This window comes from Mycobacterium sp. TY814, assembly GCF_030755175.1.
GTDB lineage: Bacteria > Actinomycetota > Actinomycetes > Mycobacteriales > Mycobacteriaceae > Mycobacterium.
In genome coordinates, this window is record NZ_JAUFRY010000001.1 from 54,443 (window position 1) to 68,945 (window position 14,503).

The 14,503-nt window shown below is 65.1% G+C and carries 11 protein-coding genes; 6 read left to right on the top strand and 5 right to left on the bottom strand.

What is annotated here, in order from left to right; genetic code table 11:
• Positions 1-126 precede the first annotated feature (126 nt).
• The 3 genes from QXH22_RS00195 (at position 127) to QXH22_RS00205 (ending at position 3,764) form a co-directional block, all read left to right on the top strand.
• The gene (locus QXH22_RS00195; RefSeq protein WP_371934194.1) at positions 127-2,676 is read left to right on the top strand and encodes an FHA domain-containing protein; all 2,550 of its coding nucleotides are present in this window, start codon (positions 127-129) and stop codon (positions 2,674-2,676) included.
• A gap of 87 nt (positions 2,677-2,763) precedes the next feature.
• Positions 2,764-3,228, top strand: a complete 465-nt coding sequence (locus QXH22_RS00200; RefSeq protein WP_306240760.1) for a DUF402 domain-containing protein — start codon at positions 2,764-2,766, stop codon at positions 3,226-3,228.
• 59 nt (positions 3,229-3,287) lie between these two features.
• Positions 3,288-3,764 carry a DNA polymerase ligase N-terminal domain-containing protein gene (locus QXH22_RS00205; RefSeq protein ID WP_306274654.1) on the top strand — a complete coding sequence of 159 codons (477 nt, stop codon included), beginning with the start codon at positions 3,288-3,290 and terminating at the stop codon, positions 3,762-3,764.
• A 20-nt stretch (positions 3,765-3,784) separates the two neighbouring features.
• On the opposite strand, the gene QXH22_RS00210 is transcribed toward QXH22_RS00205, so the two are convergent.
• From QXH22_RS00210 to dpgA, 4 genes are read right to left on the bottom strand one after another with little or no spacing between them, the layout of a single operon-like run.
• The gene (locus tag QXH22_RS00210; RefSeq protein WP_306274655.1) at positions 3,785-5,047 is read right to left on the bottom strand and encodes a PLP-dependent aminotransferase family protein; all 1,263 of its coding nucleotides are present in this window, start codon (positions 5,045-5,047) and stop codon (positions 3,785-3,787) included.
• Positions 5,044-6,285 (bottom strand): enoyl-CoA hydratase/isomerase family protein, encoded by a 1,242-nt coding sequence (locus QXH22_RS00215; RefSeq protein ID WP_306274656.1) that lies wholly within the window; start codon positions 6,283-6,285, stop codon positions 5,044-5,046. The genes QXH22_RS00210 and QXH22_RS00215 overlap by 4 nt, the downstream gene beginning before the upstream one ends.
• Positions 6,286-6,927 carry an enoyl-CoA-hydratase DpgB gene (gene dpgB / locus QXH22_RS00220; protein WP_306274657.1) on the bottom strand — a complete coding sequence of 214 codons (642 nt, stop codon included), beginning with the start codon at positions 6,925-6,927 and terminating at the stop codon, positions 6,286-6,288.
• A 10-nt stretch (positions 6,928-6,937) separates the two neighbouring features.
• Positions 6,938-7,993 carry a 3,5-dihydroxyphenylacetyl-CoA synthase DpgA gene (dpgA, locus tag QXH22_RS00225; protein ID WP_306274658.1) on the bottom strand — a complete coding sequence of 352 codons (1,056 nt, stop codon included), beginning with the start codon at positions 7,991-7,993 and terminating at the stop codon, positions 6,938-6,940.
• 62 nt (positions 7,994-8,055) lie between these two features.
• Between dpgA and dpgD the strand changes: the two genes are divergently transcribed.
• Both dpgD and QXH22_RS00235 read left to right on the top strand, forming a co-directional pair.
• Positions 8,056-8,871, top strand: coding sequence for an enoyl-CoA-hydratase DpgD (dpgD, locus tag QXH22_RS00230; RefSeq protein ID WP_306274659.1), 816 nt, complete (start codon positions 8,056-8,058; stop codon positions 8,869-8,871).
• 796 nt (positions 8,872-9,667) lie between these two features.
• The gene (locus QXH22_RS00235; protein WP_306274660.1) at positions 9,668-10,912 is read left to right on the top strand and encodes a cytochrome P450; all 1,245 of its coding nucleotides are present in this window, start codon (positions 9,668-9,670) and stop codon (positions 10,910-10,912) included.
• 215 nt (positions 10,913-11,127) lie between these two features.
• Here QXH22_RS00235 and QXH22_RS00240 read toward each other — a convergent pair whose 3' ends face one another.
• The gene (locus QXH22_RS00240; RefSeq protein WP_306274661.1) at positions 11,128-12,897 is read right to left on the bottom strand and encodes an ABC transporter ATP-binding protein; all 1,770 of its coding nucleotides are present in this window, start codon (positions 12,895-12,897) and stop codon (positions 11,128-11,130) included.
• Between the two features lie 578 nt (positions 12,898-13,475).
• On the opposite strand from QXH22_RS00240, the gene QXH22_RS00245 reads away from it, so the two are divergent.
• Positions 13,476-14,441, top strand: a complete 966-nt coding sequence (locus tag QXH22_RS00245) for a sulfotransferase family protein (protein WP_306274662.1) — start codon at positions 13,476-13,478, stop codon at positions 14,439-14,441.
• Positions 14,442-14,503: the final 62 nt, after the last annotated feature.

Below are 14,503 nucleotides of genomic sequence, written 5' to 3' on the forward strand. Positions count from 1 at the left end.
CGCATGATGCATGAAAAGCATTGGTGCAGGACGGGATGCAAGCTATGAAACAGCTATGTATGACCGCCCGGGACACATAGGGACGTCACAGCTGGCACACAACCAGCAACGCAGGAGCGGGCTAATCTGGGTCTGGTGAGTCGACCAGCCCCGCCGGCACTGACGATTCGGCATGACGGGTCTCAACGTTCCTTCGCTCCCGGCCATGAAGTGGTGATCGGGCGCGACCTGCATGCCGATCTCCGTATCCCGGACCCCCGCATCTCGCGCGCGCATCTCATCCTGCGCTTCGAGCAGGGCCGCTGGCTGGCGATCGACAACGGCTCCCTCAACGGCACCTACGTCAACGGCTACCGGATGCCCGTCGTCGACGTTCACGACGGGCAGAGCATCAACGTCGGCAATCCTGCCGGGCCGCGGCTGACCTTCGAGATCGGCCGGCAGCGCCCGCAGACCAAACCACGCAGCACGTTCAACGATGGCGCCCGCCACGACAGCGGCCCGCCCACGCTGGCGTGGTCGACGAACGTCCCGCGTCCGCCTGCCCGCCAGCCCAATGGACGACCGGTGTCACCGCCGCCCAGGCGCCCGCCGGCGCGTCCAATGCCGCCCGAGGAAGTCACCACGGTGAACGCCGGGCCGCCGCCGGCCGAGGTCACGGCGATCGATGCCAAGCTGGCGGACGTATCGAGCCTGGCCACCAGGATGGTCAGGATCCTGTCACCGCGTTCGGGGATTGCCGGGGCCCCGAAGTCGACCGGCGCCATCACCATCGGTCGTGCCAACGACAACGACATCGTCGTGTCCGACGTGCTCGCCAGCCGCCAGCACGCCACACTGCGGACCACACCGCTGGGCACCGAGATCCAGGATCGCAGCGTCAACGGGACTTTCGTCAACGGCACCCGGGTCGGCTCGGCAATACTCTCCCAGGGCGACGTGGTCACTATCGGCAACGTCGACCTGCAGTTCAACGACGGCACGCTCGTCCCGCGTAGCGAAACCGCAACGCGCACCGGCGGTCTCGAGGTCCGCGGAGTCAACTACACCGTGGACAACGGCAAACAGCTGCTCGACGGCATCTCCCTGACGGCGCGGCCCGGGACGCTGACCGCCGTCATCGGCGGGTCGGGCGCCGGCAAAAGCACGCTGGCCCGGCTCATTGCCGGCTACGCCCGCCCCAGCAAAGGTTCGGTCAGCTTCGAAGGCCATGACGTTCACGGCGAATACGCGTCGCTGCGCAGCCGGATCGGGATGGTCCCGCAGGACGACGTGGTGCACCGCCAGCTCACGGTGCACCAGGCGCTCGGCTACGCCGCCGAACTCCGGCTGCCGCCGGACACCAGCAAATCCGACCGCGCGCGGGTGGTGGCCCAGGTTCTCGAGGAACTCGATCTGACCAAGCACGCCGACACCCGCGTCGACAAACTCTCGGGCGGCCAGCGCAAACGAGCTTCGGTGGCGCTGGAACTGCTGACCGGGCCGTCGCTGCTGATCCTCGACGAGCCCACATCCGGGCTGGACCCCGCGCTCGACCACCAGGTCATGATGATGCTGCGGCAACTGGCCGACGCCGGCCGGGTGGTGATCGTGGTCACCCACATGCTGTCGTACCTGGATATCTGTGACCAGCTACTGCTGGTGGCGCCTGGCGGCAAGACCGCGTACTGCGGTCCGCCCGACCAGATCGGTGGCGCCATGGGCACCACGAACTGGGCCAAGATCTTCAGCCAGGTGGGCGCCGACCCGGCGGAAGCCAATCGCCGGTTCCTCGAGCGGAGCCAGTCACAGGACCGGCCTGACCCCGACACAGCCCCGGCCGACCTGGGCGAACCGGTGCACACCAGCATGCGTCGACAGATCTCGACGGTCGCTCGACGGCAAGTTCGCCTGGTGGTTGCCGATCGCGCCTACTTTGTGTTCCTGGCCCTGTTGCCGTTCATCCTCGGCGCACTATCGCTGACCGTGCCCGGGTCGAACGGATTCCGCGCGGTCGGCGAGCACGGCGGCACTCCGGACGAGTCGGCTCAGATTTTGAACCTGCTGCTGCTGGCCGCGGCGTTCATGGGCACCGCCCTGACGATTCGCGACCTGGTCGGTGAGCGGGCGATCTTCCAGCGCGAACAGGCGGTTGGTCTGTCGACGACGGCGTACCTACTGGCAAAAACCGGCGTGTTCTGTGTGTTCGCCGTGCTGCAGGCCGCGATCGCCACAGCGATCGTCGTCGTCGGCAAAGGTGCACCGACGCGCGGCGGACTGGTGCTTGGGCATGGCAACACCGCGGCCACCTTCGAGTTGTTTCTCACCGTCGCCGCGACCTGCGTGGCTTCGGCGCTACTGGGCCTGGGCATTTCGGCGGTGGTTCGCTCCACGGAGCAGATCATGCCGCTGTTCGTGGTGTCGATCATGGCGCAGCTGGTGCTGTGCGGCGGGATGGTCCCGGTGACCAACCGGGTTGTGCTGGAACAGGTTTCCACAGTGGTGCCGGCACGGTGGGGCTATGCCGCGGCCGCATCGACGGTCGATGTGCGGTCTCTGGTACCGGGCTCGCTGGTCCCCCAGGACAGATTCTGGCAGCACACCTCCAAGATCTGGTTGCTGGACATGGGGATGCTGGTGGCGCTGTCGGTGTTCTATGCCGGCTTTGTGCGGTGGAAATTGCGGCTCCGTAGATAAGGGCGCAGGTAGAGTCTTGACATCCATCCGCCGAAGCACGAGACATTCGACCTGACCGCCCGCACCAACACGGATCCGAAAGGGATCGTGCGGGCGGTCGACGAGTACGCGGTGCATCCGTGGGGGCTCTACCTGGCCCGTCCGACGCCGGGGCGCGAGCAGTTCCGCTATCTGGAGTCGTGGCTGCTGCCGTCATTGGGTCTGCGCGCCACGGTGTTTCACTTCAACCCGGGTCACGAAAGAGACCATGACTTCTATCTCGACATCGGCGAATACAGCCCCGGGGAGACGGTGTGGCGGTCGGAAGACCATTATCTCGATATCGAGGTACGCACCGGTAGCGGCGCGGAACTGGCCGACGTCGACGAACTCTTGGACGCCGTGCACCAGGGCTTGTTGAGCCAGACCATCGCCGAACTGGCGATCCGGCGCGCCGTCACCGCCATCGATGGGTTGGCCTGCAACGGATATGACCTGACTACGTGGCTGGCGGGACAGGGTATGACGCTCCGGTGGCACGGATCTGACGCCAAAACGCTTCCTGCTCAATGACGCTCGGAATGTAGTCGAATCCACAGTTTTCCCGGCTAACGGCCGGGTACCTAAATACCATGGCTGTAAGCAACTATGAGCAAGGTGGCCGGCATCGACGACAGCGCCGAACTCCGGTTGACGGACCGTGCTTCGTGGTTCAGCATCGTCTGGCACACAGCGATCACTATGACTTCCGCCTGGAAATCGACGGAGTGCTGGTGTCGTGGACGATAGCCGACGGCCCGTCGGTCAGCCCCGCCGAGCAGCGCATGGCCCGACGCGCCGAAGACCATCCGCTCGAGTATGCGACGTTTGAGGGCGTGATCCCCGAGGGCCGACACGGCCCCGCCGGAGTAGTCGTCTGGGACCATGGCACATACGCCAACGGAACTCGTCACGACATGGCCAAGGGCCTTGCCTGTGGCCATGTTTCGTTCCATCTGCGCGGCGACAGGCTGCGCGGGCGGTACGCCATGACCCGGATTCGAGAGGGTGACGAGGAAACCTGGCTGCTGGTCAAACGCCGTGACGAGAGTGCGCACAGCTTGTCATGACAGGTGCCGCACGAATTTCCTTAAGCCTCCGCATCGTGCGGGCTTTCGCGTAGGAAGCCGCCTAGCCGGCGAACCCCCTCCCTGATCTGCTCAGCCGGCACGTGGCTGCACGACAGCCTCAATGTCGTGTCCCCCTCATGGCCGGCGTAGAAGTCACGCATCGGGGTCCACAGCACGCGATGGTGCGCAGCGCAGCGTTGCAGGGTGGCGTGGTCCAAATCCCGTCGGGTCTGCATCATGACGAAAAAGCCGCCCGTGGGCCGGTTCCAGCTGAGCCCGAGTTCGCCTGCGTCGGGGAACTCGTCGTCCAATGCGGCCAACAGCAGGCTCCGCTTGTCGCGGTAGGACTGTCTCAGCACCCGCTCGCGCTCGGCCAGGGCAGCCGCATCTGACAGCACCAGGCCCGCGACCATGGCCTGGCTGATTGGAGAGGTGTTCACCGTGGTGGTGTTCTTCAGGGTGGCCAGCCAGCTGGCCAGGGTGGACCCGTCGTGCCAGGGCTGATCGGCGACCACATAGCCGACGCGGGCACCGGGGAAGCACACCTTGGAGAAGGTGCCCACCTGGATCACCATCCCGTCCTCGTCCAGAGCCTTCAGGCACGGCGGGACGTCAGGATCGGTGAAGCCGTAGGTCGTATCTTCGATCAAGAACACCTGCCGCTCCCGAGCGGTGCGCAGCAGTTCCAGCCGGGCCGGCCGAGGAATCACCGTCCCTGAGGGATTGGCGCAATCGGGTGCGACGTACAACGCTCGCAGCGGTTCTCCCAGGGCTTCGGCTTGCTCACACGCCGCCTCGAGGTCCGCCGCGGTGACGCCCTCGGGGCCCTCGAGAATGTCCATGGTCCGGGCACCCATGAAGGTCGCCGCACCTCGGATCCCGGCGAACGCGGGGGCAACGATGCCGAGAGTCCCGCGGCGATGCAGTTCCAGTGCACGAAGAATGAGGATGAACCCCTCCTGCGCGCCGACGGTGATGGTGATATCGGAGGCGCCCACCGCCAGGGCGGCGGTGGCGGAGAGCGCGCGGGCGAGGTCCGCGTTGACGATCCCCTGGCTGGGACCGTACTGAAACAGGGCGTCCCACCCCGGCGCTTCGCTGCCCAGCCGAGCGGCCACCTCGTCGACAGCCGCGATCAGGCGCTCGCGGGTGATGCCGTCCAGCAGCGGCGCTCCCGGGGCGAACGAGATTGCGCGCGGGTAGCGGCCCATCACCTCGTTGAGAAATCCGATGGCGCCCAGAATCTGGGCTTCGGCCCTGCCCGTCTCTGGCGTGCCTGTCACAGCCGGCTCGACAGCGTGTGACGCACATCGGGGGCGTGCATGCGATCCGCTTGGACGATGGCGAAGTCGGCCAGGTACGTCGCGAACTCGTCTTCGGGCTCGATGCCGTGGGCGAGCATCAGCTTGTTGGGCATCACGGCGGGCGCCGACAGCGCCGCGGCCACCGACGCCACTGTGGCATCCACATCGGCCGCCCGCACCACGGCGTCGACCAGGCCGGCCTGCATCGCCTCGGTACCGCTCAGACGCCTGCCACGCAGGATCAGCTCCCGGGCGAGCGGCACCCCAACCCGGCCGGGGAGCCGCAGGTTGGCTACGCCGGGAACGATGCCCTCGCTGGCGGCCGGCAAACTCATCCAGGCGTCATCGACGGCGATCACGTGGTCGGTCACCAGGGTGAGTTGCATGCCGCCGCCGATGGCGAAGGAATCGACCACGCAGATCCACGGCTGGGCGACGTCGCGCCCGGTCTCCGGATCGCGCACGCCGCGCGCCAACTTCGACAGCAGGCCCGCTTCGCGACCGATAAAGAAATCGAGGTACGAAATCTTGCCGGCGGCAAGGTGCTTGAGGTTGATCCCCGCGCAGAACACCCGCTTGCCGGCATACGACGCGTATTCCATTGGGGCGCCGCGGATCACGCCGACCGAGGAGGAGGGGTCCAGTGTCACCACGTCGACGGCCACCTCGAGATCGCGCATGAGCTGGTTCGTTTCCGCGTTCAGTGTCATGGTGTTGGCCAGGGTCACTTCGGTCAGCTCGGCAAAGCCGTCCGCGCGTCGTAGGGTGACGGTTTCCAGGACGACCTCACCGCTTTCCCGGAACTCGTCGGCGTGGGCCGACGACTCGGGAAGCGGCGTGCGCATGTCAACCAGTGCCGGAATGGCAGTGGCCGGGTTGCGCAACAAGGCCCGCAGAAACCGGCCTTGGTCGCGCTCCACCTGCAGCCGTTCGCTCGGGGCCAGCGCGTCGTCGTGACGTCTGGTCGCCCGGTCAGGCAGCAGATCGGGCAGCTGGTCACCGGCGGCGCGCACCAGGTCACCCAGCCTGGCTGGCCCGCGGTTATCGCCGTTAGCCGCCGTCAGCGTCCGGTAGACGTCGTCAATGTGCTCCTCAAACCAGGCCGCGGCTTCCCGAAGCTCTGCTTCTGTCGAGGGCCGGTCCCATGGCGTGGGCCGGCTGTGTCGGGCCGCGATGCCCGGGGAGGCGCCGTTCGCAGGGCGAATGCGGTCGGTCATCTAGTCTTTCCCGCGCCGCCGCAGATAGCGCTCACACGCAGCGAGGTGGGCCCCCACGGCTTCTTCGTAGCTGGTGTGGACGGCCTCGGCGATCAGCTGGCGGACGACCCGCAGGTCGTCGAGGCCGGCCACCCCGGCGCGCAGGGTCGCCACCTCGGCCTCGGGTTTGTCGGTGATGATGTCCACCAGGCCGCTGCCGAGTGCCGCGTCGGCGTGCACCGGTTCGCCGAGCAGTGCCAGCCGAATGGTCTGGGCGGGGCCGATCAGTTGGACCAGACGGAACAGCGCGGTGCCCGGCCAGACCGCGCCCTCGTTGCGCCAGATCACCTGGGAGTCGGGGGCGGCGAAGCGGAAGTCGCAGGTCAGCCCCACCTCCAGCGCGGATCCGCCGACCTGGCGCCCGAACAGTGCCACTGTGGCCGCCGGCGAACGCTCGACCAGACGCAGCGCACGCTCCCAACCGTTCACCTCGCCGATGCCGTCATCCGGCGACAGGTGCTCTGCTCCTGCGTCGCGCAGATCGATGACGGCCAAACCGCTGCCCACGGACCGGATGAAGTCGTTCAGCGCCCGCGTGCGGCAGGCAAGGTCGCCCGCCGGCAGAGTGAAGTAACCGGCATGCTCCCCGGGCGGCTCGATCATCGAGTCCTCGTCACGTCCACTGGACCAGGGCCATCTCGATGGTCGAGCCGGGGCCCATCGTCGTGATCACTCCGTAGTCCCCCGGCTGCACGACGTTCTCCCGGTTCAGTCGCTCGAGGCTGAACAGGAACGACCCGCTGGCCAGGTTGCCGTAGTCGCGCAGCACGCTGGTGGCGTGGCGGACGGCGTGGCGGCTCAGCCCCAGGTTCACCCGTAGCGCGTCGAGGACCTTCTTGCCTCCGGAGTGCACCACCCAATGGTCGATGTCGGTGATGTCCAGACCGGTGCCAGACAACAGGCGGCTCAGGGCGAACTCGGCGTTGGCCCCGATCACGTACGGAATCTGCGGGTCGAGGTAGAAACTGAACAGCCCCTGGCTGTCGTCCCAGTCATAGCGCATCGCCTCGAGCGCTTCCAGAATGATGTGGCTGCTGGTCTTGAGTACCAACGGGTGTGGCGTGGCGGCCAGCTTCGGGTCAGTGCTGACTGCCAGCGCGGCGGCGCCGTCGCCGAACAGGGAATTGACCACGGCGGTCCGCATGGTGCCATCGAAGACGTAGGCGGCCGAGCAGGTCTCGACGCAGATCATCACGGCGAGTTTGTCGGGATGCGCCTCGGCCCAGGCGGTTACCGGCGCCAACCCGTTGAGTCCGCCATTACAGCCCATGCCGACCACGTCGAGTCGCGCACAATCCGGCCGCATATCCCGATGCCTCATGAGCCACGCGGACAACCCGGGCGTCATGAATCCCGTGGAGGTCACACAGCACAGGTAGTCGACGTCGGCAGGGGTGCGGCCGATGTTCGCCAGGCACTTGCCCAGAGCTTCGGCGGCCATCTTGATGCCCCACTCGCGGTGTTTGACAAGCAGTTCGCCCTGGCTTTCGGGCCGGGGTCGGCCGTCGGCGTCGCGCGGCGGCAGGACCAGGTGCCGGGACGCGATCGCGCTGTTCTTGAACAGCGAGCGGATCTTGTCGTCCTCGATATCGAAGTGCTCGATGAGTTCGTCTTGGGTGTACCGAAACGGTGGGACGCTGGTACCGACCGCACAAAGACGCGCCTGCATCAGACGTCCCCGTCGCGCGGCGATAACGGTCGGGCCGGCACGGTCCGGCCTAATCTGGTGGCGTGCCCGCTGCGTTGGACCAGTTCGAGTTCGTCGAATACGAGAAGCGTGATCGCGTCGCCACGATCACCATGCGGCGCCCCGAGGTCCTTAACGCCATGAACGTGCGCATGCATGAGGAGCTCAGGCTGGTCTGGGAGGACTTTGAGAGCGATCCGCAGGTCTGGGTCGGCGTCCTGACGGGTTCGGGTGATCGCGCCTTCAGCGTCGGACAGGACCTCAAAGAACTCGCGGATCGCGACGCGCGCGGAGCCGCGGGGTTGTCGTCGTTCGGGAGCAAGGACAAGCCGGGTGCACCGCGGCTCACCGACCGGTTCGACATCACCAAACCCCTGGTCGCCAAGGTGCGCGGATACGCGTTGGGTGGCGGCTTCGAACTTGCGCTCGCCTGCGACCTGATCATCGCCGCCAGCGACGCGCAGTTCGGATTGCCCGAGGTCCGCTTGGGTTTGGTGGCCGGGGCCGGAGGCGTGTTCCGGCTGGGCCGTCAGCTGCCGGCGCGGGTGGCGGCCGGCTACCTGCTCACCGGCCGCCGCATGACCGCGCACGACGCGCTGCACCACGGCTTGGTCAACGAGGTGGTCGCGCCCGAGCGCCTCGACGACGCGACGCAGGCCTGGGTCGACGACCTGTTGCGCGGCGCTCCGCTGGCCGTGCGGGCGACCAAGGAGGCCCTGTGGCGCTCGCTGGACCTGCCGTTGCGAGACGCCTTCGACGAGGTCTATCCGTGTGAAGAACGGCGTAAGCGCAGCAGCGATGCCATGGAGGGTCCCCGCGCCTTCACCGAGGGCCGGCCGCCGTCGTGGACTGGGACGTGAAGGCTTGCGCAAGGTAGTCCTGGAACCCACCGGTGCGGGCGGAGTCGCACGAGAACCGGTGTAAGCCACCACCGAGCAGGTTGCAGCGGTAGTTAGCGGCCGAAACGTAGCCCCTGCCATATGATCTCGAATCCTACGTCCTACGTCGACGCGTTACAGATTATCCCCGTCCGGTCCTTCTCATCTGGCAAATCAGCGGAACAGTCGTGCCGCATCCTGTTCTTTACCTGCCGCCTGCCGATCCTTTCCCGCTCTTCGGGGCCGGCCTAGGGCCGTTTGTCCCCAATCTGCGCATCGTTGGTCCCTCCTGGATTGCTTGGTGAGCTTCCGTCGTCGCGCCGGCCACCGACGATCTCTTCTCACGGCGGCGTGAGCTGATCTTGTTGCGGTGGGTGCTATTCCGGCGTTCATCACCTGCTTGATAAACCACCAATTCGACTCAGCGCCTTCCTACCCGGTGGCCAGCGGTGACCGTGACCCTTGCCGCTTTGCCCGCCTGGCTGCACACTCACCTCGCGGCCGAGAGACCTCGACGGCCGGAACCCGCCGGCCGTATCCGATTCGCGTTGCGGAATCCAGCGCGCGCAAGGGTTTTCGGTGTCACATAGGCTACGAGCGCCCGGTAGAGGCGGTATTCATGCACGTGGGCCACGATTGTGCCCCACGCGTCAGGAATTGATGTGCGAATTCCAGTCCGATACTGACCCTGAGTCCTGGTCTGCTGGTTACGCTCTGCGATGAGTTCAATCGGTGCTCGTTGTGATCACTCGAGTCCACACGTGAAAACTGAGGGACGGTGTCCAGATACCTGAATCGCGGGCTGAACGGGCGCCAGCCCCTTTGGTCGCTTGACGGAACGGCTGCCGACCCGGCCGATCCGTCCTTCCACGCATCGCCGGACCGATTCAGCGCGTGGCAAGCGGCGCGCCGCGAGCATCCGCTTGCGTGGACTCATTCACCCACTTACGGAGAATTTTGGTCGGTCACCACCCACGACCTCGGGCGCCAAGTACTGCAGAACCCTTCTCATTTCACCTCGACCGCAGGCATGCGTCTGGGCGGCAACGCTCGCGCTGTCGCCCTGGCTTCCGGAAAAATGCTGGTCGTCACGGACGGTGGCGCTCATCGACGATTGCGGGCCGCCCATTCGGCGTGGCTCTCCAAATCGGCCGTTGATCGGATGTCTTTCGCTGTTGAACGCGATATCGAGAAGCTGCTCGCCGACCTGATCGCGCAGGGCGGCTCCTTTGACGCCGTAAGAGACTTCGGCACCGTGATCGCACGCCTGGTTCTAGGGCAGGTACTGGGGATACCGGACGCGGACTGGGCAGAACTGGGCAGACTGACCGACGCCGCTTACGCAACCAATGTTGAGCAGGAAGCCGCCCAGGCACACGGTGAATTGCTCATGTATCTCTTCGGCTTGCTCGAGCAGCGTCGAGCAGAGCCTCAGGACGACTTTGTGACGGCGCTGTCCAATACCGATGTAGACGGCCATCGCCTTACCGATGATGAGATCTTGCTCAATTGCGATGGCATGCTCAGCGGCGGGCTTGAAACGACACCGCTCGCGGTCGCCGGTGCCCTGGTGGCCTTCGCCGAAAATCCCGATGCCTGGCAACAGCTTCGTGGGTGCCCAGAGCTGTTCGACTCGGCTGTCGAAGAAATCTTGCGCTGGACTTGCCCTGCGGCACATCTGATGCGGACCGCCCTCGTCGACGTGTCGGTTGGGGAGGCCGAGATTCGATCGGGTGACCGAATCGTCGTATGGCTCCCTTCCGCTAACCGTGACGAAGCCGTGTTTCCCGATCAGGGTTTCGTCATCGGCCGTAATCCGAACCCGCACTTATCCTTTGGCTCCGGTCCGCACTCGTGTGTCGGTGCTGTCCTGGCTCGCCTGGAGTTGCGCTGCCTGTTAAAGGTCTTGGCTCGGCTCGTGTCGTCCATAGAGGTGACTGGGCGGGAAGAACGCCGGCATTCCAACTTCCTTCACGGTCACGAGGTGGCCGAAGTCACCACGCTGGCCGCGAGTGATTCTTGAACCCTTAAAGCACAAGCTAACTCGGCGGCAGCACTACCGGCCGTATTGCCAAGGATGACAGCTGCCAGGGATCACCCCTAATGCCGCCTGCGCCGACGGCGGCGCCACCAGGTCCACGTAAACAGGTCCGATATCGGCCGAGTTCTCCTGCCGCCGAACACGATCGGGTGTCGACTGCGCACTAGTGCGGTCACCACGAGCCGGCACGGTGTGCGCTAGTGGGAAGCGAGTTCGTGCTCGATGAGTTCGCGGTAGACGGGCATGCCCAACAGTTCAGCGTGCGTGCCCCTTGCATAGATCCGGCCGTGCCGAAGAACCAGGATCTGGTCGGCGTTGGTGACGGTGGAGAGTCTGTGAGCAACGACGAGGAGGCTGCGATGGCCGCGCGCTTGCAGCAGGTTGTTCATGACGTCGTATTCGTTGGCGCGGTCGAGGTGCGCAGTTGGCTCGTCCATGAGGATGAGCTGCGACCGGGACAGCAGGGCGCGGGCCAAGGCGAGTCGCTGGCGTTGGCCACCGGACAGACCGCGCCCGCGTTCAAGGACGGGGGTGTCGAGTTGTTCGGGAAGACGGGCGATTTCGTCGGCGATATTTGCCTGTTCGAGGACACGCCATAAGTCGGCGTCGCCGGCGTCCGGATCGGCAATGAGCAGGTTGTCGCGGACGGTGCCATGGAGCACGGGTGCGTCTTGTTCCAGAAGTCCGAGGCGGCCGCGGAGTTCCTTGAGTCCAATGCTGCGGAAGTCGCGGCCTTCCCAGCTCACGGTCCCGGAACTCGGGTCGTGGAAACGGCAGAGCAACGCCAGAATGGTTGACTTTCCCGCACCAGAAGGCCCGATCAGCGCGGTGGTCTGATCCCGCAGGAGCGTGAAGGAAACGTCGTCCAGGACGGGGTCGTTGCCGTAGGAGAACGACACATGGTCGAATTCGACCAGCGGAGCGCTGTTCTCGTCCTCGGCCGAGAACTCCGACGCGCTCGGCGCGTTCACACCGCCCGCGACGGCAAGCGAAGCCTGGTCGCCCTCCGGCAGTTCGTGCAGTGTGGCGATGAGATGTTGATGTGCGCCTGCTGCGATACGCACATTGGTGAATGCGACAAAGGCAGCGGTGACAGGAAAAATCGCGTACAGGGCGAAAGCAAACAGGCTGACGAATTGGCCAACGGCCAAGGTGCCGTCCGCGACGCGCTGCCCATCGATGATCATGATTGCCACAAATGAGCCGGTGACGCCCAACCGGAATACAAGAACACTCAAGGCGGTGGATGCCGCGATGCGGACGCCATACTCATAGGCGGCGTGTGCACTGCCGCCGATGGACTGCGCTTCGCGGTCTTCGGCGCCGTAGAGCTTGATGGTGCGTGCGGCGCCGAGGGCTCGCTCCAATCCGGCTGTGTAGTCGCCCAGCGCGGCCTGACAATTCAATGAAGCGCGTTGGATCCGGGAAAGAAATGGATTGCCGGCAGCGAACGCCAGCCCCATGGCCACCACCACGATACCCACGGTGAGCGCATCGATGGTCAGCATGAAGATGACGGCACCGAGCAAGGTCAACGCCCCAAAGAAGACGTCGCTGACGGCGCGTGGCATCTCACGCAACAGACTTGCGTCGCTTGTTGCGCGGGCCAGCAGGGTTCCGGTGCGAGTCCCGTCCAATAGTCCGATCGGCAGGCGGACAACGTGACTGGTGAAGACGGCTCGCACCTGCAACACGATTTTCGCGCCGATCCGGCCCAGCCGATAATGCCCTGACGCCTCCGCCAGCAGCTGCCCGACAAGCATGATCACCAGCAAGACTGCCAACGTGAAAATCGGTGTGCCGGCCGATGCCCGGTCGACGAGCCGGCCGATCAGCAGCGGCTGCAGCAGGCTGAGCGCGGTCGCAACGCCGAGTAGAAACAGGCTCACCGTCATCGAGACCCAATGGACGCGAAGCAGACTGATCATGCGAGGGTCGTCGGCTACGAAGCTTTTGGCTGGCGCCATTAACACTTATCCTTTCTGGCGCTGGTCAGCCTTTACCGAGTGTGTCCCGAGTGTCGCGGAACTTCGGTGGCCGTCCTTGGCGAATTCTAGACGATCGCCGACTCGGTGGGATAGCGTCGCGTCAGGAATCCCGAAGGCTTCTCATTTGACTCGATACCATGCAGGCCATTTTGCGGTGACCCGCTCAATATGTGGTCCAATCCCCTTTGCCGGCTTGATTTTGACGCTAAATAGGGTACCTGTTGAAATTCTTCTCGTTGGGGCGCCAAGCGACTACGATCCGATTCCCCGACGGCAAGAATTTCAGCTGCATCAATACGATGGGTGAACGCCTTCATGCGATTACACCGGTGGCAGGCCCGGTGCCCGCGACTGAGCAGATGCACGCCGCTTTCCTGACCGCCGCGGGGCCCTTGACAGCGCCCGAGCACTGGCTAGTCTGCCGCTATGCGCGAGAGGCGACGCACTACCGCGAAGCGCATCGCAACATTTCCCTCCTTCCGTCACACGGCAGCGCAGATCGATCATCTGATGGGCGCGCATGCGCGGCAGGCTCTCTCAGGCACGGAGGTGTGCTGGTGACCCCCACCTCGCAGAGTGGGGTTCCGGCCCGACCGGTTGTTCTGTTCGTCCTGGGCTCGGGCCGGTCCGGAACGTCGGCGCTGACGCGGGTTCTGTCGCTATGCGGCGGTACGCTCCCGCCCGGGATGTTGGGCGCCAATTCGGGCAATCCGCATGGCTTTTGGGAGCCTCGCAAAGCCATCGTTCTCAATGAGCGAATCCTGCGGCGCCTCGGCAGCGCGTCGGAAGACCCGACACTGCGACTGTACGAGGAAGTAGCGTTGGACGCCGAAGCCAGGACCGCTTGCATCACCAAAGTCAGGGCTTACCTCAGCACGCTGCCGGCCGCACCGCTCGTCGTCATTAAGGAACCGAAGATCACGCTGCTGTCCGGCGTGTGGTTCGAGGCGGCGCGTCTGGCCGGTTTCCACGTCGTCGCCGTGATTGCGATGCGCCACCCGCAGGAGGCCATCGCGTCGCTCAGGAAGATGGGAACCTCCTTTGAGCTCTCGAGTGCTTTGTGGCTGAAGGCCAACCTCCTGGCCGAGAGACATACGCGGGGCACGCCGCGAGTGTTTGTGGAGTACACCAACCTTCTGAATGACTGGCGCCGGGAAGTATTTCGCATTTCCGCTGGGCTCGCGATCGACCTTCACACCCGGGATGAGGGCGCGATCGAGGAGTTCCTCAATCTTGATCTCCGCCGTCAGCGCCGCCGCGGTCCGGTGACAGACCCCTTCGGCACAGACTGGATTTCTACCGTTTACGAAACGCTGCACTCAGCTTCGCAAGACGAGCCTTGGGATACGTCTGCGCTGGATCGAGTTTTCGAGGAGTATCGAGCGAGCGAACAAACATTCCGAACGGCGTTGGAGGAGTTCCGCCGGATTCGCCGGCTGAATGTGGGGATGCGGCCGTCCATGCTGACGCTGATCTACGAGGTCAGTGCGATCGCTCACCGGCGCAGCGGGACCTGGGCCTAGACTCGCCGGACTGCAGAAAATCGCACACGAATCGCTGCCTAAAAGTCACGGTGAGATAAGTT